This is a genomic window from Pseudomonas sp. S2_E01 (assembly GCF_054668365.1).
Window position 1 is genome coordinate 1,439,833 of record NZ_CP162762.1, and the last position, 18,139, is coordinate 1,457,971.

Here is an 18,139-nt window from a genome sequence, read left to right on the forward strand (position 1 = left end):
GGCCAGGGAGGCTTGACCATGAGTTCACTGCCGATTTTCTTCGACCACAGCCGCCTCACGCCCTACGTGCGCGACTTCCAGTCCACCCTTGTCACGGGCCTGTTTGCAAGCAACGACATAAGGAAATGAAACGTATGCGTCCATTCACAAGCGGCGGCCCTAGTGCCGTGCTGTTCGCCACATTGATGTCGCTATTGGCCGTTCAGAACGCCTGGGCAGGAACTCTCGAAGCGATCAACCACACCCATTGGGCGATCAATCAATTCGCGGTCAATGGTCGCTCGGGGTTGGACATTATTGGTCCCTATCAGGGGGGCGGTGGAGGGTGTTGTTACATCGCGCCTTCGCGGTGGGTGCCGGGGATGACGGTGCGTGTTGAGTGGGAAACGGGGGTGGCTTACTCCTTTGATATCCCAGGTCCCGAGGACTGGCCAAAGTATCTCGAATGGATAAAGCAGATCGATGCACAAAAACGCCGGCACAGCAAATTAGTGTCAGTTCCCGACTACTCTGGCCAAAAAGTCTGCGGACTCACCGTGCACTTCCTGCCCTGCGATGAACTTCAAGTCACCACCTCCTGCTACGGCTATGGCAGCCCGGAATATCCCATCAAAACCCCGTTGAACCTGCCGGAGCCACAATCATGTCCGCAGTAAACCATGTCAGCGTTTGGTATCCCTCACCCTATCCCGTGCAAGGCCGTCTGCCCCGCCGAGAGTGGCAAGTTCGCCAGAACCTGCGGCGTCAGGCCGAATGGGAAGTTAGTCACCATGATGCTCTCAGCGTAGCGGCGGGGCACAGGGTCTTGCCACCCTGCTGCAAGACGCTGCACGTCAGTCTGTGCTTCGACGGCACCGGCAATAACCTCAATAACGACCTCTACCTGTCGACGCCCCCGAATCCAACCAATATCGCCAGGATGTTCCGCGCCAGCATTGGCACCGGCCATGCGGGCGGTACCGGGCACGCCAGCAGCAAGGCCCAGGGGCTGACCGATACCCCAGGGGCCGGCAACAACCAGTATTTCAAATATTACATGCCCGGTGTCGGCACACCCTTTGCCGAAGTGGGTGACCTGGATTACACCCAGCTGGGCATGGCTACCGGGTGGTATGGCGAGGAACGCATCAACTGGGCGTTGATGATGATCATCGATGCGCTCCGGCGCAGTCTGGATTTACCCCGAATGGATAATGTTGCGCTGCTCGGCGCCGTCAAAGCCATGGGTACGTTAGTGGGGATGGAGTCCGGCGGGGAGGCCAATCGAGCCAATGTGTTTGACAAACAGCTGGCAGCCCTTGAACAGCCCTTACGTATAGCGTTGGCGGACAATTTGCCGGCGCGCCCGAAACTGTTGGGCATCAAGCTCTACGTGTATGGATTTTCCCGCGGTGCGGCGGCGGCCAGAGCCTTCGTCAACTGGCTCAACCAGTTGCTGGACAGCAGTGCCACGACGCCCTCGCTGAAGTACAAGGACCTGACCCTCCCCGTCAGCGTCGAGTACCTGGGGTTGCTGGACACCGTGGCGTCGGTGGGGCTCGCTGATATCGTCCCTGGGGCGGACGGGCATATGGGCTGGGCCGATAGCAGCCAGGAAATACCAGACCGGTTGGTCAAGCGCTGCCTGCATCTGGTGGCCAGTCATGAGCAGCGGTTGTGTTTTCCATCGGAGTCGATTCGCCGGGCGGGTGGTGGCTATCCGGTCAACTCCATGGAGGTGATTTATCCTGGGGTGCATTCGGATGTGGGTGGAGGGTACCCGCCGGGAGATCAAGGGAAGGCAGTTAGCAAGGATAATTACGAAGGAGACGGCCTCTTATTATCGCTTATCGCCCTGAATGATTTGTATGCGGACGCTTTTGCGCATGGTGCGCCACTTAAAGTGCCACCTGCTGCTCTACCACATGATCTTCAGCATGAACTCTGGCGAGCAATGGAGCTTGAACTGGTGCGAGAGTTCATGGCCTCGCCGACGTTGGTCAGCCGCTTCAACGCTTGGCGCGAAGTTACTCTAGATTTGCCCCCGGTTCGCAAGCCACTAACCCCCGAACAAAGCGAACGCTACGAACCCCTCACAGCCTCCGCCAATCTGGAAGAGGCCATACGCAACCAACTCGGCTGGATCACCGCCTGGCGCATCGACCGTTACGGTTTCTCCAGCCTCCGGCAAACAACGTTTTACCAACAGGCAAGCGACACGCAAGCCGATCCCTACGTGAAGCAAAAAGCCGAGGCCGCACGAGAAGCAAAACAGGAGGCCATCAAAAATATCCGCAAAGAACAGCTGATCAACGAACGTGTGCCGGGCACCGAAAAGAAACCCATGGAGCCCGGCGTCAAGGACTTCGACGCCGACATGGCGCAAACCCAACTGCGCGAAGCAGCGCAGGAGTTCAGCCTGGATTACCGCGACATCGACAACATCGAAACAATCGTGTTCTGGCTCGCAGCCGTGGCGGTGCTCCCGGCAATGATGCTCAATCAATTGACGGTGCAAGTGCGCGCCGAGCGCGCGGCGATCAAGTCCCTGGGCATGGAACGCGTCAGCCAGCTGTTCCCGCCGCCCAAATTCGAGCGCAACCACGTCGATGAAAAAACACGGCACAACGTCGATGAAAGCCGCAATGCTCAGGACGCCACCGGGTTACTGCGAGTATTGTTCGACGATCAGGTCCACGACTCCCGCGCCTGGTTCCTCTACGCCAAAGGCCGTGAGCGAGGGGGCACGTATTTCAGTGAACGGATGGTGTTCTTCGGCGAAGCCAACCGACGGGAGCTGGTGCTGCTCAAGGAAGTTAACGGCGTGATGGTGGCGGATAGTCGCCATTCGACACCACGACCGGCGCCGCCTTCGATCTTTGATGCCGAAGCTCTTGCTGGTATGCAAAGAAGGCTCAGCGCACGCTGGAAAACCTTTGATGCGAAAGTCACGGAGGCTCGCGATGGCGTGGTTTGATCAGGCTGGGTGAGATGTCTGACCGACATCCCACCTGAAAAGCCCGTTGAAGCGCAGAGTCGTCACTGGCTAAGGCTGTGATGCTCGACTCACCGCCGGTCGGGTCATGCCCTATTCCTGAAGCGGCTAGTATGAAGTGCAGTGTTTAAACAGGGCTCGAACTTACTTCCTGTAAGCTACAAATTCTTGCGTCATTCCCTACGCCCACGCCAGAATCCGCCGGCTTGTGCGCTTTTACACCGCTCGGTAACTTGGTTCCCGTCACTGATTGTCAGTGATCGGGTTTAGTAGCCCGTCGTTGCTAAGTCGTACAAAACTCTCATCAGTCCGGACTTTGTCCGCATCTGATGGCGGCTGTGCGCAGGGCGCCCCCGGGCGCGCCGATTCTCTTAGCTCATCGGTCTACTAACCTGCGTACAGCTGCCGCCCTTTCGTTTAGTAGCGAAATTGTTGCAGCCTCATCACGAGAGCCAAGACATGTCCAAAATTGTGCCCGACCCACCCGAAACCGAACCAGAGCAACCTGCCCGCAAAGGCTCGCTCTTCACCGTCAGCCCCAACGTCGACACCGAAGCCCTTCTGTCCAACGCTTCCGAAGACCTGCTGTCGATCAGCGCTCTAGCCGCAGACCTCGCCGATGAAATCGACGGCTCGCGCCGCTCCGTTGCCTTGGCAATCAACCGCATGGCCGATGGTGTGCACCTGCTGGTCGAACGCGCGCTCGACCATCTGGACGACCCGGAAATGGCCGCTATCTTCGCCAAACAACAATGCCGCACCGCAGGCGCTTGAGTGGTTCCCCCGGTAGGAGCGAGCACGCTCGAGAAGAAATGCCCGGACAACGGTGGCGACCTGACACTCCGCGGTGCCTGGTCCTCCATCGCGAGCAAGCTCGCTCCTACAGGGTGGTTTGGCGATGTGCTGGGCGCGCGCAAAGGCCGGTTCTTGACACCTCCGCATCGGCTTCTCTAGGATGTTGCCCATGCGCCGATTTAAACAGCTACTTGCGGGGCGCCAGGTGACTCATTGAGTTGCCGATAGAAGCTTGAGATGGGCTTCGAAATACCGCTAAAGCGCTGGTTCGGTGTTGCCTCTCACCTGCCATGCAGACTTTTGAGGCAGAGACACGACACGATGAATGCACTAAACCCTGTTGTACGCCCCGCGCCGATCACGGCACACCTCACCCAGCGCAATCCCAAAATCCTGCTTGGCGGCAAACATCAGCCGACGCTTTTGCGTTATCTCGATGGCTGGCCACGACGTACCGGTGGGCCCGCCGCATTCCTGATCCAGTTTGTCGAAGACGGTGAGTCACTGGCGCGATTTGCCAGCGACAGCTTTGATCTGGCGGTGATCCAGTCGCCCAGCGCGCAAGACGCCTTTGAGGTGATCAAGCAACTGACCCGCGTTGCACGCCAAGGCTTGATCACTCGTCGCTGAGCGTCAGGGGTAGTCGATCGCCACGATATACACGCACTGCTCGCCAGTCGGTGTCTGCACGCGGACTTCGGCGTCCAGTGCCTTGCCGATCAAGGCGCGGGCCAGCGGTGAGTCGATGCTGATCAAGCCCAGTTTCAAATCCAGCTCGTCCGGGCCAACGATGCGATAGCGCGACTCCTTGCCATCCTCGTCTTCGATCGTGACCCAGGCGCCAAAGTAGACTTTGTTCGGGTCGCTGGGTTTCTCGCTGACGACCTTGAGCGCTTCCAGGCGCTTGGTCAAAAAGCGCACTCGGCTGTCGATCTCGCGCAGCATCTTTTTGCCGTAGGTGTATTCAGCGTTTTCCGAGCGATCACCCTGGGCGGCCGCTTCGCTGACCGCTTGCGTCACCTGTGGTCGGCGCACGTGCCAGAGTTCGTGAAACTCGGCGCGCATCCGCGCTTCACCCTCGGGGGTGATCAGCGCGGTGCCGGCGGTGCGGGGAGGGCGGTAACGGCTCATGGCGACTTCTTGTGATGGAGAAGGCTGGAGTCTATCAACCCTCGCGCAACACTGTCAGGGGGCTGGCATTGAGAGCACGACGGGTGCCGAACACGCCGGCCCCACCGATCAGTGCGGCGCCGATCAATGGCAGCACCAGCAACCAAGGGTGCGGGTGCCACGGCAGGTCGAACGCGTAACGGTAAAGCACCAGGCTCACCAGTTCCGACCCCAGTGCAGCCAGCAAGCCGCTGACCGCGCCGAGCAGCCCGAACTCGATGCGCCGCGCCTTGACCAGCAACTGTCGCTCGGCACCCAGCGCACGCAGCAAGGCGCCCTGGCGGATACGCTCGTCCAGTGTCGCTTGCAGGCCAGAGAACAGCACCGCCATCCCCGCGGCCAACACAAACAGCAGCACGTACTCCACCGCCAGGGTGACTTGAGCGAGGATGCTGCGCAATTGTTCCAACAGTGCTTCGACTTGCAGGATCGTCACCGCGGGGAAGGCGCGGGACAGGTCGACAATCTGCTGGTCGTGACCGGCCGCCAGATAGAAACTGGTGAGGTAGGTCGCCGGCAAATCCTTCAATGTTCCCGGTTGGAAAATCATGAAGAAGTTGGGCTGGAAGTTGTCCCAGTTGATGTCCCGCAGGCTGGTGACCTTCGCCTCACGATTGACCCCGCCGACGCTGAACACCAGGTGATCACCCAGTTTCAGCTTGAGGCTCTCGGCGACCTTGCCTTCCACTGATACGCCCGGAATGTCGGTCGACGGCTGTTCGCTCCACCAACTGCCGGCAGTGATTTGATTGCCGGCGGGCAGGTCCGCTGCCCACGTCAGGCTCAGGTCGCGTTGGATCGCCCGGTCCCCGGCGGAGTCCTTGCTGACAATCTGTTGCACCGCCTCGCCATTGATACTGATCAGCCGACCCGGGACCACGGGGTACAACGGTGCTGATTGTGCCGACACTTCGATCAGGCGATCGGTGAAGGCCTGTTTGTCGTCTGGCAGGATGTTCAGCGCGAAATAGTTCGGTGCATTTTTCGGCAGTTGATTCTGCCAGGTATCCAGCAACTCGCCCCGCAGCAGGGCGATCAGCGCCATCGACAGGAGAATCAGGCCGAACGCCAGCGATTGGCCCGCTGCTGCCAGTGGATGCCGCAGCAATTGACCCAGACCCAGGCGCCACGGCAACGAAGCGCGCGCGAGCAGGCGGCGCAGGCTTTTCAACAGCAGCAAGAGCAGGCCGCCCAGTACCAACGCAGCGACCACGCCGCCACCGAGCAGGGCGAAGGTCAGCAGCAGGTCCAGGCTCAGGCGCCACATGATCAGGCCGAGGGCGCCCAATGCCGCGCCATAGATCACCCAAGTGCTGGATGCAATGGGCAGCATGTCACGGCGCAGTACCCGCAGGGGCGGAACGCGACCCAGCGCTGCCAACGGCGGCAAGGCGAAGCCGGCCAGCGCGACCAGGCCCGTGCCAATCCCGGCAATGGCCGGAAACAGACCTCCCGGCGGCACGTCGTTGGGCAACAGGTCATGCAGCAGCGCGAACAGTCCCAGTTGCGCCAGCCAGCCGATCATGGCGCCGCTGAGGCTGGCCAGCAGGCCGAGCACGGTGAGTTGAAGACTGAACAGCACCAGCGTTTCCCGGCGCGACAATCCCAGGCAGCGCAACAGCGCACTGGCGTCGAAGCGGCGAGTGGCGAAGCGTGTCGCCGACAGCGCCACCGCCACACCGGCCAGTAATACAGCGACCAGGCTGGCCATGTTCAAGTAGCGTTCAGCCTTGCCCAGCGCACCGCCAATCTGCTGGTTGCCGTCTCGGGCATCCTGGATGCGCTGGTTGGCGGCCAGGCCAGGTTTGATCAGTTGCCGATAGGTTTCCAGTGCCTCGGCCTTGCCGCGCCAGAGTTCGCGATAGCCGACCCGGCTGCCTGGCTGCACCACGCCGGTCGCGGCGAGGTCGCTGAGGTTGATCAACACACGTGGCGTCAGGCTGTAGAAGTTGCCGGCGCGGTCCGGTTCGTAAGTGAGTATCCGCGCCAGTTTCAGGGTGCGCATGCCAACATCGATGCTGTCGCCGATCTTCAGGTCCAGCGCGGTCAGCAGCCGGGCTTCGACCCAGGCTTCCCCGGGCCTGGGCCCTCCGCCGGCGACTTCCGGTGCAAAGGGGGCAGGGGCGCTTTTCAGTTCTCCTCGCAATGGATAGGCATCGTCGGCCGCCTTTATGCTGGACAACTGAATACCGTTATCGGTGGCGATGACACTGGAGAACTCCACCACCTGGGCATGTTCGAGCCCCAGTTCCGTGCCGCTTCTGATCTGTTCGGGCCGCGCGGGTGAACTGCCTTCGAGCAGCAAGTCGGCGCCGAGGAACTCGGTAGCGCGCAGCATCATGGCGCCATTGAGGCGGGCGCCGAAGTATCCGATGGCGGTACTGGCCGCCACCGCCACCAACAAAGCGAAAAACAATACCCGCAATTCACCGGCGCGGGCGTCACGCAGCAATTGGCGGATGGCGAGACTGAACAGGCGCAACAGCGGCAGACGTGCCATCAAGGCTCCAGAGGGGCGACCAGCAGGCCCGCTTCAAGACGGATCAGGCGCCGGCAGCGATGTGCCAGGCGTTCATCATGGGTCACCAGCACCAGGGTGGTGCCGCGCTCCTTGTTCAGCTCGAACAGCAAGTCGCTGATTCGCTCGCCGGTATGGCTGTCGAGGTTGCCAGTGGGCTCGTCGGCAAACAGCACGTCGGGTTCGGCGGCAAACGCGCGGGCAATCGCGACGCGCTGCTGTTCGCCGCCCGAGAGCTGGCGTGGCGAGTGAGTCAGGCGCTGCCCAAGACCGACACGTTGCAGCAGCCCCGTGGCACGTTCCCGGGCGTCCTTGCGGCCATCGAGTTCCAACGGCAGCATGACGTTTTCCAGGGCGTTGAGGCTGTCGAGCAACTGAAAGGACTGGAACACGAAGCCGACGTGTTCGGCACGGATGCGTGCCCGTTGATCCTCGTCCAGCGTGCTCAGACCCTGGCCGGCGAGGGTGACTTCACCGCTGCTGGGCAGGTCGAGGCCGGCCAGCAGGCCAAGGAGGGTGGATTTGCCGGAACCGGACGCGCCGACGATGGCCAGGCTGTCGCCCTTGTTCAGTTCCAGGCTGAGTTCGTGCAGGATAGTCAGTTCACCTTCCGCGCTGGGGACCACTTTGCTGAGGTTCTTCGCGGTGAGAATGCTTGCGCCCATGGAGAATCCGATGCGTGTATGGTTTTTGAGTGCTGGCCTGGCCTTGATGTGCATGGCCCAGAACGCAGCGGCGGGTACAGTCCTGATCGTTGGCGATAGTATCAGCGCCGGTTTCGGCCTGGATACCCGCGTGGGGTGGGTGTCACTGCTTGAACGACGGCTCAAGCAGGAAGGTTTCGACGACAAGGTGGTCAATGCGTCGATCAGCGGCGACACCAGCGCGGGAGGCCGGGCGCGCCTGCCTGCGCTGCTTGCAGAGCATAAGCCTGAGTTGGTGATCCTGGAGTTGGGCGGCAATGATGGCCTGCGCGGAATGCTGCCGACGCAATTGCAACAAAACCTTGCAATAATGATCGACGGATCCCGCGCCAGTGGTGCCAAGGTGTTGTTGCTGGGCATGCAATTGCCTCCCAACTACGGAGCGCGATACACCAAGGCGTTCGCCGAGGTGTACAGCAACGTCGCCGACCAGAAAAAGATCCCGCTGGTGCCGTTTTTTCTGGAAGGCGTGGGCGGGCATCCGGACATGATGCAAGCCGATGGCCTGCACCCGGCGGCGGGGGCCCAGGACAAGTTGCTGGAAAATGTCTGGCCGGCACTGAAACCGCTGCTTTGACGCTTTTCTAGTGGCCGGGATTCGGCTAATGTGGCGCCCCCTATCTGGAGCCCCCGATGCCGCGTCCCGCCTGGTCACTTTTTGCCTATCAACTGATCGAGCCAGACGAGCAGTTGGATTTGTTCGCCTGCCAGGAAGTGCGTGTGCATCTGGTGACCCGTCAGTTGGAGCTGGGAGGTTCGGCCGATCGCACCCTGTGCGGTAGCCTGCTGCCGGCACAACCGCGCTGGTCGAGCGTCGACCGCAAGGTGTTTCAGGATCAGCGCCTATGCTCACTGTGCCGGGCCATCCTGGAATCGCAGAAGCGTGGGACCTCGCCTATCTGGCCAGAGCTGCGTTTCGAGCTCTGACACATCCCGATACGCGAGCCATCGACCATCTCCCCGAATTTATGGGTGCCGGTGTACAATCGCGTTTTTCACCCTTGTCGATCTTGCGAAGGATTTTCCGGATGTTGCCGCGCTTTCCTGCCGTCACCCGCTGCCTGACACTTGCCGCCCTGTGCGCTGCGGGTCCCGTAGCTGCATTGGAGTTGCCCCTGCCACCGCCTGGTGAAGACATCGTCGGCCAGGTGCAGGTCATCAAGGCCAAGTACGAAGACACCTTCGCCGACCTTGGCACCACTTACGATCTGGGTTACACAGAGATGGTCGCGGCCAACCCTGGCGTCGATCCCTGGTTGCCGGGTGCTGGCACCGAAATCGTGTTGCCCACCCGCTTCATCCTGCCACCTGGCCCGCGTGAAGGCATTGTCATCAACCTGGCTGAGTACCGCCTCTACTATTACCCCAAGGGCCGGAACGTGGTGTACACCTTCCCGTTGGGTATCGGTCGCGAAGGCTGGGGCTCGCCAATCGCCCACACCAGCATCATCGCCAAGACGCCTAATCCGACCTGGACGCCTCCGGCGTCGATCAAGGCCGAGCACGCCGCCGATGGCGATCCGCTGCCGAATGTCGTGCCAGCCGGTCCCGACAACCCGCTGGGCCCGTTCAAGTTCACCCTGGGCACACCGGGCTACCTGATCCACGGTTCCAACAAGAAGTTCGGCATCGGCATGCGCACCAGCCACGGCTGCTTCCGCATGTTCAACAACAACGTGCTGGAAATGGCCGGCATGGTGCCGGTGGGCACGTCGGTACGCATCATCAATGACTCCTACAAATTCGGTGTCAGCGGTGGCAAGGTCTACCTGGAGGCCCACACGCCGCTGGACGACAAGGGCAACCCGTCGGTGGTCGACAAGCACACTGCGGTCATCAACGCGATGCTCAAGCGCGAAGACATCACCAACAACCTGCGTATGAACTGGGATGTTGTGCGTGATGTGGTGGCCGCTGAAGATGGTCTGCCAGTGGAAATCGCCGTGCCCAATCAGTCGGCACCGATGGTCTCCAGCGCTCCGCTCGATCCTCTGCAATAAGGCTTCTTTCAAACCCGTCGATGCGGCTGCGTCGGCGGGTTTTTTATTGCTTGGACGAAACGTCGGGCAATAAAAAAGCCGACCCAAAAAATGGGTCGGCTTGATAACAATCCCGAGGGATTATTACTTGCGGCTAGCTTTTTCCAGCATGCGCAGAGCACGCTCGTTAGCTTCGTCAGCAGTCTGTTGTGCTTTTTGAGCAGCAGCCAGAGCTTCATCAGCTTTACGGTAAGCTTCGTCTGCACGAGCTTGGGCGCGAGCTGCTGCGTCTTCAGTTGCAGTCAGACGTGCTTCGGTTTCTTTCGATACGCTGCTGCAACCGGTAGCCAGAACTGCGGCCAGAGCCAGAGCAGAGAATTTCAGAACGTTGTTCATCGTGTTCCCCTTCAAGGACTTTCCATTAAGTGGCTGTCTCCTCACAGTGAGGAAAGAGCCGGCGTACATACTACCCATTACTTGTCGTAAGTAAACTGACGTAAAGCAAGAAGCCAAAAAAATTGTAGGCGTTGATTCTTTTTCGAGCAACTTTTACTTACGTTTGCTTAAAAAATATCCAGCCACGAGCCCCGCGTAGAGCGAGTTGGCACGAAAAAGTTCCCGGCCCGCGCGACTGTTTACAGGCTCTTGACTAAAGTCTGGCTAGATGGATTCGTCTACACTTTCGTTGGGGGGCTGCGTGACCGCTCTCATATCTTTCTCCTAGTTGAGGTGACTTAATAGAGAGACGTTCGTCTTAAGTCTCAACATCCGGCAATGTGCAGGCGATCGACCTTCGGGAATTTTCGGTCGAGCTGCCCTGCGTCATCTGCGGCCAAACCCTGCGCGAAGACGAGCGTGCCTTGAGCAATTGCGTCAATGGTGCCTACTATTTGATACGTGCTCGGTGCAGCTTTCTCGGTGTCCATTGAGGCACAGGGTGGCGTAGATGTTCCTTCGCCGGAAAAACATCGGTAAGGTAGGGGTCAGCATATAAAGACCCACGAGGAGTAGTGATGAGTGAGGCGTTGTCCATCCACCATGACCAGGCTGGTCATCAGTTCGAGACCAATGTGGACGGTCATCGTGCCTACCTGACCTACATGGATCTGGGGAAACAGACCCTGGATATCTACCGCACCTTCGTGCCCAACGCGCTGCGTGGCCGTGGCATTGCGGCAGCCTTGACCGAAAAGGCGCTGGAGTATGCCGAGCAGATGGGCTACACCGTCATCCCTTCGTGTTCCTATGTGGAGCGCTACATGGAGCGTCACCAGCGCCATGCGGCCAAGCTCAGTCAGTAAATCGAACGCACACAAAAACGCCGGGCTCAGCCCGGCGTTTTTGTGTGCGCAGCCAAAGTGATCAGTTGCGATCGCGCTTGGGCAGTACATCCTTGAGCTTGGCATGCATGCTGCGCAAGGTGTTCTCGGTCGCGGACCAGTCAATGCAGGCATCGGTGATCGACACGCCGTATTGCAGGTCGGCGAGGTCTTTCGGGATAGCCTGGCAGCCCCAGTTCAGGTGACTCTCGACCATCAGGCCGATGATCGACTGGTTGCCCTCGAGGATCTGGTTGGCAACGTTTTCCATGACCAGAGGTTGCAGTGCCGGGTCCTTGTTGGAGTTGGCGTGACTGCAGTCGACCATGATATTGGGCTTGATCTTCGCCTTGTTCAGGGCCTGTTCGCACAGGGCGACGCTGACCGAGTCGTAGTTGGGTTTGCCATTGCCGCCGCGCAGTACCACGTGGCCGTAGGCGTTGCCCTTGGTCGTCACGATCGACACGCCACCTTCCTGGTTGATACCCAGGAACCGATGCGGGCTGGAAACCGACTGCAAGGCGTTGATCGCAACGGTGAGGCCGCCATCGGTGCCGTTCTTGAAGCCGACTGCCGAAGACAGGCCGGAGGCCATCTCGCGGTGAGTCTGGGATTCGGTTGTCCGCGCGCCGATCGCCGACCAGCTGATCAGGTCCTGCAGATATTGCGGGGAAATCGGGTCAAGGGCTTCGGTGGCGGTCGGCAGACCCATCTCGGCCAGGTCCAGCAGTAACTGACGGCCGATGTGCAGGCCGTCCTGGATCTTGAAGGAGTCGTCCAGATACGGGTCGTTGATCAAGCCTTTCCAGCCGACGGTGGTGCGTGGCTTCTCGAAATACACGCGCATGACCAGATACAGGGTATCGGATACTTCCGCCGCCAGGACTTTCAGTCGTTCAGCGTATTCATGGGCCGCCTTGATGTCATGGATCGAGCAAGGCCCGATCACCACGAACAAGCGATGGTCGGTGCCATCCAGAATGTTGCGAATGACTTCGCGGCCCTTGGTGACGGTGCGCAGTGCGGCGTCGCTCAGAGGAATGTCACGCTTGAGCTGATCAGGCGTGATCAGCGTCTCGTTGGAAGAGACGTTCAGGTCGTTGATCGGTAAATCAGCCATCGTTTACTCGTCAGGTCACGGGTGCCGGCCGCCAGCGAACCCGCGCGGCGGAGCACAGCAAATTAAGCGCGTCGGGGAGCGGAACCTTAGCGCGTTACACCGTAGCTCGACAATGGGCAGACGCCGGTTTTACGGGCATTTCCCACCAATTGATGACCCTTCAGTCTGCCACCGCCTGGGCAAATGCCTTGTGAACGGTGTCGTGGGAGAACTCATCGGCATGTTGCTGGACCCATTCCAGGGCCAGGGCCTGTGTTTCCTGGAGGTCGTCATGGGCATCGTGCAGGCGGCAGTAGCGTTCGATCTGACACACCTGCTCACCCATTCGCGCCGTGAACATCATCTGCTCATCGACGAAGGCGATACCCACCAGGTAACCACGCTTGCGTCGCAGGCACCAGGCGACATAACCCAGGTAGCGCAGGTCGGGGTTCAGCGTTGGCATGCGCACTTCCAGCGCCGTGCCGTGGCGCCAGGCGCGGTGGTAATTGCAAGCCATGCCCCCGAGGCTGATAGAGTGCAAGTGTTGCCGCGAAATGCACTCTGGCTTGAGCAGCGTCAACTCCACCGGTACATCGTCAGGATGAGGAATGAAGCGTCCCATGAGCACGGACTCCATGTGTCGGCCATCTGACATTATTTCCCCCAGTATAGTGGCCGCATTAGAATTGACCGATTTCGACGCCGACCAGCGGTTACTGGCAATGAGCGGCGTTTCGCTGCTGATTTTCACCAGCGTCGGCTGTTCCGGTTGCCGTTTTGCCCGGGAGCAATTGCCTGGGCTGAAGCTGCACGTCGATCGCCTGTGCTGGATCGATGCGGGTAACAATGGTGGGTTGGTCGAGCGTTACGAGGTTTTTCATTTGCCGGCGCTGTATGTCGTGCGCGACGGTGAGTTTTTCGGGGCATTGAAGTCGCGCCTGACCGCCACTGAGCTCAACCGGGCCATTGGGCTGGCGCTGCGAACAACCGCAGAGGAGTTGCCATGACAGGAACAGTCGCAAAACCGACCATCGGTATCATCGGGACCGGGGCGATCGGTGGTTTCTACGGATTGATGCTGGCGCGGGCTGGTTTCGATGTACATTTTCTGTTGCGCAGCGAGTTTTCGGCGGTGGCAGAGGGCGGATTGCACCTGGACAGCGCCGTGCATGGCACATTGGCGCTGAATCCCGTGCAGGCCTATTCGTCCGCCGAAGACATGCCGCCCTGCGACTGGTTGCTGATCGGGGCGAAAACCACCAGCAACGCCGATCTGGTGCCGGCCATACTGGGTGCCGCTGCGCCAGACGCCAAGGTGCTGTTGTTGCAAAATGGCCTCGATGTCGAGGACAGCCTGCGCGATTTGCTGCCCGAGTCCATGCACATCCTGGGTGGACTCTGCTACATCTGTGTCCACCGTGAAGGCCCGGGCGTCATCACCCATCAGGCACTGGGGACGGTGCGCGTGGGCTATCACAGTGGCCCGGCCGCCGGTGAGCGGGAGCGGGCGGCGATCGTCGAGGAGGGCGTCGGCCTGTTCCTGGCATCGGGGATCGACGCTCACGGCATGCCCAACCTTCATGAGGCCCGCTGGCAGAAACTGGTGTGGAATATTCCCTACAACGGCTTGTCGGTTTTGCTGGGGGCGAGTACTGCGCCGTTGATGGCCGATGCCGACAGCCGTGAACTGATCAAAACGCTGATGGCTGAAGTGGTGCAAGGCGCAATCGCCTGTGGTCACGAAGTGCCGTCCGGTTATGCCGATCACCTGTTCACCATGACCGAAAAAATGCCTGACTACTGGCCGAGCATGTACCACGATTATCTGTACAAACGCCCGCTGGAACTGGCCGCGATTTATGCAAGGCCCCTGGCAGCCGCCAAGGCGGCAGGGTGCGAGATGCCGAGGGTCGAAGCGCTGTACCAGAGTTTGAGTTTTATCGATCGACGCAACGCTTGAGTCGATCAGCCAAGGGGGAAGGGGATGGCCAAGACGATTGATGACAAGCTGGTGCTGGCGATTTCTTCGCGCGCGCTGTTTGATCTGAGCGAGAGTCACAAGGTGTACCTGTCGAGCGGTGTGGAGGCCTATCGGCAGTATCAGATCGAGCACGAGGATGAAATCCTTGAACCCGGCGATGCCTTCCCGCTGGTGCAAAAACTCCTCAACCTCAATGCCAGACTGGGTCGCGCCCGGGTCGAAGTGGTGCTGGTGTCGCGCAACAGTGCCGACACGGGGCTGCGTGTATTCAACTCGATTCATCATTACGGGCTGGCCATTTCTCGTGCGGCGTTCGTCGGTGGCCGTAGCCCGTATCCGTATCTCAAGGCATTTGGTTGTGACCTGTTCCTGTCCACCCACGCCGAAGACGTGCGCAGCGCGTTGGACGCCGGGTTTGCGGCGGCAACCATTCTTTCCGGTGGTGCCAGCCGCGCCGAGAGCGATGAATTGCGGATTGCCTTTGACGGTGATGCCGTCCTGTTTTCTGATGAATCGGAACGCATTTACCAGGCGGGTGGCCTGGAAGCGTTTCAGGCCAGCGAGCGCGAAAGCGCCCGCCAGCCATTGCGTGGCGGTCCGTTCAAAGGGTTTCTGGCGGCGCTCAATCTGTTGCAGCGTGAGTTTGCCGACGACGCCTGTCCGATCCGCACGGCGCTGGTCACGGCGCGTTCGGCACCGGCCCATGAACGGGTGATCCGCACCTTGCGTGAATGGGACATTCGCCTGGACGAATCGCTGTTTCTCGGCGGCCTGACCAAGTCGGCGTTCCTTGAAGCTTTCGCCGCCGACGTGTTTTTCGATGATCAGGCAGGCCATTGTGAGCTGGCCCGTGAGGTGGTCGCTACCGGCCATGTGCCTCATGGCATAAGCAACGAGCAAAAAGTTTAAGCCGCTGGTTCAACGTGTTACGCAAGGCGTCGTACTCGTCAACGCACTGCTAAGCTGAATCAATCTCCGCCATGTTGGCATTGCGAGGAGATCCTATGATTCGTTCGATGCTGTATGCCACTGACCTGGGCCTGTATGCACCTGTGGTGATGCAGCATGCCTTGGCGCTGGCTCGAACCTTCAACGCCGACCTGTATGTCGTGCACGCGGTTGAACCCATGGGGCTGTTTGCCGAATCGGTGTTGCAGAGCTACCTCGATGAGCGCGCATTGAATGAATTCCACAGTCAGGGCTTGAACACGGTCATTGCCAATATCGAGCAGCGCGTGCTCGACAGTTTTCGCGAAGAGCTGGGAGGTGAAGGAGAGCAGGATCTGGAAAGGATTCAAGCGGTGCGGGTGCTCCAGGGCGATCCGTCGCAGGTCATTCTTGATCAGGCACAGAAACTCTCTGTGGATTTGTTGATCCTAGGCAGTCATAGCCATGGTGCTGGCGCGGAAACGCCCTTGGGCAGGACCGCAGCGCGGGTATTGCAGTTGGCTCCGGTCCCGGTCTATCTGGTGCCGCTGGCGGAACGCCGGCGCCGAGGGGATCGCTAGAACACGAATAATGGCAATTTGATTAAAAAGTTCTAGATTTATTCTTCAAGCCATTAATATAGTTATATACCGTCGCTGATGCCCGTGGCGTCTACCTGCTTTGAGGGATTGATATGAAGCTTCAACAATTGCGCTACATCTGGGAAGTGGCGCACCACGACCTCAACGTTTCCGCTACCGCCCAAAGTCTTTACACCTCGCAACCGGGCATCAGCAAACAGATCCGCCTGCTGGAAGACGAATTGGGCGTCGAGGTGTTCGCCCGCAGTGGCAAGCACCTGACCCGCGTCACCCCGGCTGGCGAGCGCATCATTACCACCGCTGGCGAGATCCTGCGCAAGGTGGAAAGCATCAAGCAGATCGCCCAGGAATTCTCCAACGAGAAAAAAGGCACCCTGTCGATCGCCACCACCCACACCCAAGCCCGTTATGCATTACCGCCGGTGATCAGCAACTTCATCAAGCAGTACCCGGAAGTTGCCCTGCACATGCACCAGGGTTCACCCATGCAGATTGCTGAAATGGCGGCTGATGGAACGGTCGACTTCGCGATCGCTACCGAAGCACTGGAGTTGTTCGGCGACCTGGTAATGATGCCGTGCTATCGCTGGAACCGCTGCGTGGTCGTGCCGCACGGCCACCCGCTGACCAAGCTGCCGAAGTTGACCCTCGAAGCCCTCGCTGAATACCCGATCGTGACTTATGTGTTCGGTTTCACTGGCCGTTCGAAACTCGACGAAGCGTTCAGCCATCGTGGCCTGACGCCTAAAGTGGTGTTCACCGCCGCCGACGCCGACGTCATCAAGACCTACGTGCGCCTCGGGCTGGGTGTGGGCATCGTGGCGAAAATGGCGGTCGATACCAAGCTGGACAACGATCTGGTGGTGCTTGACGCCAGCGAGTTGTTCGAATCCAGCATCACCAAGATCGGTTTCCGTCGCGGCACTTTCCTGCGTGGCTTCATGTGCGATTTCATCGAGAAATTCGCCCCGCACCTGACCCGTGAAGTCATGGCCAAGGCCATTGCGTGCCACAACAAGCAGGAACTCGAAGAACTGTTCGATGGCGTCGAGTTGCCCGTTCACTGATCGCTGTCAAATGACCTCGGTGACAGAGAACTGTTGCCGAGCGCCCGCCACCACAATCTCCACTTCATCTCCCTCGAATTTGCCCAGCAGGCTTTTGCCCAGCGGTGAGCGAGGGGTGATGACCGTGATCAGTTGGCCCACCAGGTCGACTTTCAAGCCTGCCGCGTCGGGCGCCAGGAACAGCCATTGTTCACGACCCGTTTCGTCCTCCAGGCCGAGCAGCGCGCCGACTTCGATGCCGCGCTGATCATCATAGGCCCGCAGCGTCAGGTTTTGGCACAGCGTCAATGACTGCCTGATTTCTTCCATGCGTCGCGCTTGCCCGGTCGCCAGGTAAGAGGCCTCCAGCCCCAGGGTGTCGTACTTGTTCTCGGCGACGTTTTCTTCGTGGGTGGCGGTTTCGTAGGCGGTTTGCGCGGCACGCTCGGCGACGTCGAGATCGATTTTCAGCCTGTCGATAATCAGTTGGTGGACGGTCGTCTTGTTCATGATCAATCGCAGAATTGCAGGACATTGGCGCGGCTTTTTTCGCTGGGCGCTGTTCGGTCCTGTTGCAGCCAGAACTGGCATTTGGGGTTGGACAGGTTGCGATTGCTGCTGCGTGCCTGGTCCAGTCGTTGTGCCTGTTCGTTCTTGCGCAGGTTTTCTTCGTATTGCTCAAACTGCGGGCTTGGAGGGGGCAGGTCGGGCGCCTGTTGTGTCACGGGCGGGTTGGCCAGTTGGTGCACCGCCTGAGCCACGGGCGCCAGTTGTTCGGTAAATAGCAAGCGCGAGGCGAGCCAGCAGGTCAATGCGATTGCAATGAATCCCAGCCACACACCCAGGGCTATGCTGCCTGTCAGTTGCAGGGCGTTGAGCCGACTCGGCGAGGTCCGACGTGGGTTGGTGCGGTAGGGCATGGTTGCCTCCTGGCGGGTGGTGGCGGGCAAGTGGCGGGCGAGTGGCGATTGTCGCATGAAGATTAATCGCCGTCGGCTCTTCTGCACCGGGTAATTTATGCG

Annotated in this window: 21 protein-coding genes; 13 read left to right on the forward strand and 8 right to left on the reverse strand. The window is 59.8% G+C overall.

What is annotated here, in order from left to right:
* Nucleotides 1–134 precede the first annotated feature (134 nt).
* From AB4O36_RS06545 to AB4O36_RS06560, 4 genes are all read left to right on the forward strand, one after another.
* Entirely contained in the window at nt 135–656 is a 522-nt protein-coding gene (locus AB4O36_RS06545) for a DUF3304 domain-containing protein (protein WP_460142120.1), read from the forward strand.
* Nucleotides 657–691: 35 nt separating this feature from the next.
* Nucleotides 692–2,956 (forward strand): T6SS phospholipase effector Tle1-like catalytic domain-containing protein, encoded by a 2,265-nt coding sequence (locus AB4O36_RS06550; protein ID WP_460141300.1) that lies wholly within the window; start codon nt 692–694, stop codon nt 2,954–2,956.
* A gap of 477 nt (nt 2,957–3,433) precedes the next feature.
* Entirely contained in the window at nt 3,434–3,748 is a 315-nt protein-coding gene (locus AB4O36_RS06555) for a DUF6124 family protein (RefSeq protein WP_460141301.1), read from the forward strand.
* Between the two features lie 342 nt (nt 3,749–4,090).
* A complete protein-coding gene (locus AB4O36_RS06560) occupies nt 4,091–4,399 on the forward strand; it encodes a class I SAM-dependent methyltransferase (protein ID WP_460141302.1) in 309 nt (102 codons plus the stop codon).
* A gap of 3 nt (nt 4,400–4,402) precedes the next feature.
* Here AB4O36_RS06560 and greB read toward each other — a convergent pair whose 3' ends face one another.
* Genes greB through AB4O36_RS06575 form a run of 3 tightly spaced genes read right to left on the reverse strand, consistent with a single transcriptional unit; the run spans nt 4,403 to nt 8,122 of the window.
* Nucleotides 4,403–4,900 carry a transcription elongation factor GreB gene (gene greB / locus AB4O36_RS06565; protein WP_115947228.1) on the reverse strand — a complete coding sequence of 166 codons (498 nt, stop codon included), beginning with the start codon at nt 4,898–4,900 and terminating at the stop codon, nt 4,403–4,405.
* Nucleotides 4,901–4,934: 34 nt separating this feature from the next.
* Nucleotides 4,935–7,439 carry an ABC transporter permease gene (locus AB4O36_RS06570; RefSeq protein ID WP_460141303.1) on the reverse strand — a complete coding sequence of 835 codons (2,505 nt, stop codon included), beginning with the start codon at nt 7,437–7,439 and terminating at the stop codon, nt 4,935–4,937.
* Nucleotides 7,439–8,122: an ABC transporter ATP-binding protein gene (locus AB4O36_RS06575; protein ID WP_368559049.1), complete on the reverse strand. Its 684-nt coding sequence runs from the start codon at nt 8,120–8,122 to the stop codon at nt 7,439–7,441. The genes AB4O36_RS06570 and AB4O36_RS06575 overlap by 1 nt, the downstream gene beginning before the upstream one ends.
* 10 nt (nt 8,123–8,132) lie before the next feature.
* On the opposite strand from AB4O36_RS06575, the gene AB4O36_RS06580 reads away from it, so the two are divergent.
* From AB4O36_RS06580 to AB4O36_RS06590, 3 genes are all read left to right on the forward strand, one after another.
* Nucleotides 8,133–8,738, forward strand: coding sequence for an arylesterase (locus tag AB4O36_RS06580; protein WP_460141304.1), 606 nt, complete (start codon nt 8,133–8,135; stop codon nt 8,736–8,738).
* Nucleotides 8,739–8,794: 56 nt separating this feature from the next.
* A complete protein-coding gene (locus AB4O36_RS06585; protein ID WP_096509755.1) occupies nt 8,795–9,088 on the forward strand; it encodes a hypothetical protein in 294 nt (97 codons plus the stop codon).
* A 101-nt stretch (nt 9,089–9,189) separates the two neighbouring features.
* Entirely contained in the window at nt 9,190–10,161 is a 972-nt protein-coding gene (locus tag AB4O36_RS06590; protein ID WP_460122640.1) for a L,D-transpeptidase family protein, read from the forward strand.
* Between the two features lie 123 nt (nt 10,162–10,284).
* Here AB4O36_RS06590 and oprI read toward each other — a convergent pair whose 3' ends face one another.
* Nucleotides 10,285–10,536 carry an outer membrane lipoprotei OprI gene (gene oprI, locus AB4O36_RS06595; protein ID WP_003448337.1) on the reverse strand — a complete coding sequence of 84 codons (252 nt, stop codon included), beginning with the start codon at nt 10,534–10,536 and terminating at the stop codon, nt 10,285–10,287.
* Between the two features lie 617 nt (nt 10,537–11,153).
* Between oprI and AB4O36_RS06600 the strand changes: the two genes are divergently transcribed.
* Nucleotides 11,154–11,441 carry a GNAT family N-acetyltransferase gene (locus AB4O36_RS06600; protein WP_368559053.1) on the forward strand — a complete coding sequence of 96 codons (288 nt, stop codon included), beginning with the start codon at nt 11,154–11,156 and terminating at the stop codon, nt 11,439–11,441.
* 61 nt (nt 11,442–11,502) lie between these two features.
* Here AB4O36_RS06600 and AB4O36_RS06605 read toward each other — a convergent pair whose 3' ends face one another.
* Entirely contained in the window at nt 11,503–12,579 is a 1,077-nt protein-coding gene (locus tag AB4O36_RS06605; protein WP_460122643.1) for a 3-deoxy-7-phosphoheptulonate synthase, read from the reverse strand.
* A gap of 160 nt (nt 12,580–12,739) precedes the next feature.
* Complete coding sequence (locus tag AB4O36_RS06610) at nt 12,740–13,183, reverse strand: PilZ domain-containing protein (protein ID WP_460122645.1); 444 nt, start codon at nt 13,181–13,183, stop codon at nt 12,740–12,742.
* On the opposite strand from AB4O36_RS06610, the gene AB4O36_RS06615 reads away from it, so the two are divergent.
* The 5 genes from AB4O36_RS06615 to cysB all read left to right on the forward strand — a co-directional run bounded on the left by AB4O36_RS06615 (nt 13,182) and on the right by cysB (nt 17,138).
* Complete coding sequence (locus AB4O36_RS06615; RefSeq protein WP_460141305.1) at nt 13,182–13,568, forward strand: YbbN family protein; 387 nt, start codon at nt 13,182–13,184, stop codon at nt 13,566–13,568. The two genes, AB4O36_RS06610 and AB4O36_RS06615, sit on opposite strands and share 2 nt — an antisense overlap.
* A complete protein-coding gene (locus AB4O36_RS06620; protein WP_460141306.1) occupies nt 13,565–14,521 on the forward strand; it encodes a putative 2-dehydropantoate 2-reductase in 957 nt (318 codons plus the stop codon). Before AB4O36_RS06615 ends, AB4O36_RS06620 begins: the two co-directional genes overlap by 4 nt.
* 24 nt (nt 14,522–14,545) lie before the next feature.
* On the forward strand, nt 14,546–15,451 hold the full coding sequence (locus AB4O36_RS06625; protein ID WP_460141307.1) for a 5'-nucleotidase: 906 nt from the start codon (nt 14,546–14,548) through the stop codon (nt 15,449–15,451).
* Nucleotides 15,452–15,546: 95 nt separating this feature from the next.
* Nucleotides 15,547–16,050 (forward strand): universal stress protein, encoded by a 504-nt coding sequence (locus tag AB4O36_RS06630; protein ID WP_460122652.1) that lies wholly within the window; start codon nt 15,547–15,549, stop codon nt 16,048–16,050.
* A gap of 113 nt (nt 16,051–16,163) precedes the next feature.
* Complete coding sequence (cysB, locus tag AB4O36_RS06635; RefSeq protein ID WP_460122654.1) at nt 16,164–17,138, forward strand: HTH-type transcriptional regulator CysB; 975 nt, start codon at nt 16,164–16,166, stop codon at nt 17,136–17,138.
* Between the two features lie 6 nt (nt 17,139–17,144).
* Here the strand turns inward: cysB and AB4O36_RS06640 are convergent, their stop codons facing one another.
* Nucleotides 17,145–17,627, reverse strand: coding sequence for a GreA/GreB family elongation factor (locus tag AB4O36_RS06640; RefSeq protein WP_460141308.1), 483 nt, complete (start codon nt 17,625–17,627; stop codon nt 17,145–17,147).
* 2 nt (nt 17,628–17,629) lie between these two features.
* On the reverse strand, nt 17,630–18,037 hold the full coding sequence (locus AB4O36_RS06645) for a hypothetical protein (protein ID WP_460141309.1): 408 nt from the start codon (nt 18,035–18,037) through the stop codon (nt 17,630–17,632).
* Nucleotides 18,038–18,139: the final 102 nt, after the last annotated feature.

Bases quoted from the DNA above. Each gene is read 5' to 3' on its own strand.
- AB4O36_RS06545 (WP_460142120.1), top strand. From the start codon at position 135: ATGCGTCCATTCACAAGCGGCGGCCCTAGTGCCGTGCTGTTCGCCACA.
- AB4O36_RS06555 (WP_460141301.1), top strand. From the start codon at position 3,434: ATGTCCAAAATTGTGCCCGACCCACCCGAAACCGAACCAGAGCAACCT.
- AB4O36_RS06560 (WP_460141302.1), top strand. From the start codon at position 4,091: ATGAATGCACTAAACCCTGTTGTACGCCCCGCGCCGATCACGGCACAC.
- greB (WP_115947228.1), bottom strand. From the start codon at position 4,900: ATGAGCCGTTACCGCCCTCCCCGCACCGCCGGCACCGCGCTGATCACC.
- AB4O36_RS06570 (WP_460141303.1), bottom strand. From the start codon at position 7,439: ATGGCACGTCTGCCGCTGTTGCGCCTGTTCAGTCTCGCCATCCGCCAA.
- AB4O36_RS06575 (WP_368559049.1), bottom strand. From the start codon at position 8,122: ATGGGCGCAAGCATTCTCACCGCGAAGAACCTCAGCAAAGTGGTCCCC.
- AB4O36_RS06580 (WP_460141304.1), top strand. From the start codon at position 8,133: ATGCGTGTATGGTTTTTGAGTGCTGGCCTGGCCTTGATGTGCATGGCC.
- AB4O36_RS06585 (WP_096509755.1), top strand. From the start codon at position 8,795: ATGCCGCGTCCCGCCTGGTCACTTTTTGCCTATCAACTGATCGAGCCA.
- AB4O36_RS06590 (WP_460122640.1), top strand. From the start codon at position 9,190: ATGTTGCCGCGCTTTCCTGCCGTCACCCGCTGCCTGACACTTGCCGCC.
- oprI (WP_003448337.1), bottom strand. From the start codon at position 10,536: ATGAACAACGTTCTGAAATTCTCTGCTCTGGCTCTGGCCGCAGTTCTG.
- AB4O36_RS06600 (WP_368559053.1), top strand. From the start codon at position 11,154: ATGAGTGAGGCGTTGTCCATCCACCATGACCAGGCTGGTCATCAGTTC.
- AB4O36_RS06605 (WP_460122643.1), bottom strand. From the start codon at position 12,579: ATGGCTGATTTACCGATCAACGACCTGAACGTCTCTTCCAACGAGACG.
- AB4O36_RS06615 (WP_460141305.1), top strand. From the start codon at position 13,182: ATGAGCACGGACTCCATGTGTCGGCCATCTGACATTATTTCCCCCAGT.
- AB4O36_RS06610 (WP_460122645.1), bottom strand. From the start codon at position 13,183: ATGGGACGCTTCATTCCTCATCCTGACGATGTACCGGTGGAGTTGACG.
- AB4O36_RS06620 (WP_460141306.1), top strand. From the start codon at position 13,565: ATGACAGGAACAGTCGCAAAACCGACCATCGGTATCATCGGGACCGGG.
- AB4O36_RS06625 (WP_460141307.1), top strand. From the start codon at position 14,546: ATGGCCAAGACGATTGATGACAAGCTGGTGCTGGCGATTTCTTCGCGC.
- AB4O36_RS06630 (WP_460122652.1), top strand. From the start codon at position 15,547: ATGATTCGTTCGATGCTGTATGCCACTGACCTGGGCCTGTATGCACCT.
- cysB (WP_460122654.1), top strand. From the start codon at position 16,164: ATGAAGCTTCAACAATTGCGCTACATCTGGGAAGTGGCGCACCACGAC.
- AB4O36_RS06640 (WP_460141308.1), bottom strand. From the start codon at position 17,627: ATGAACAAGACGACCGTCCACCAACTGATTATCGACAGGCTGAAAATC.
- AB4O36_RS06645 (WP_460141309.1), bottom strand. From the start codon at position 18,037: ATGCCCTACCGCACCAACCCACGTCGGACCTCGCCGAGTCGGCTCAAC.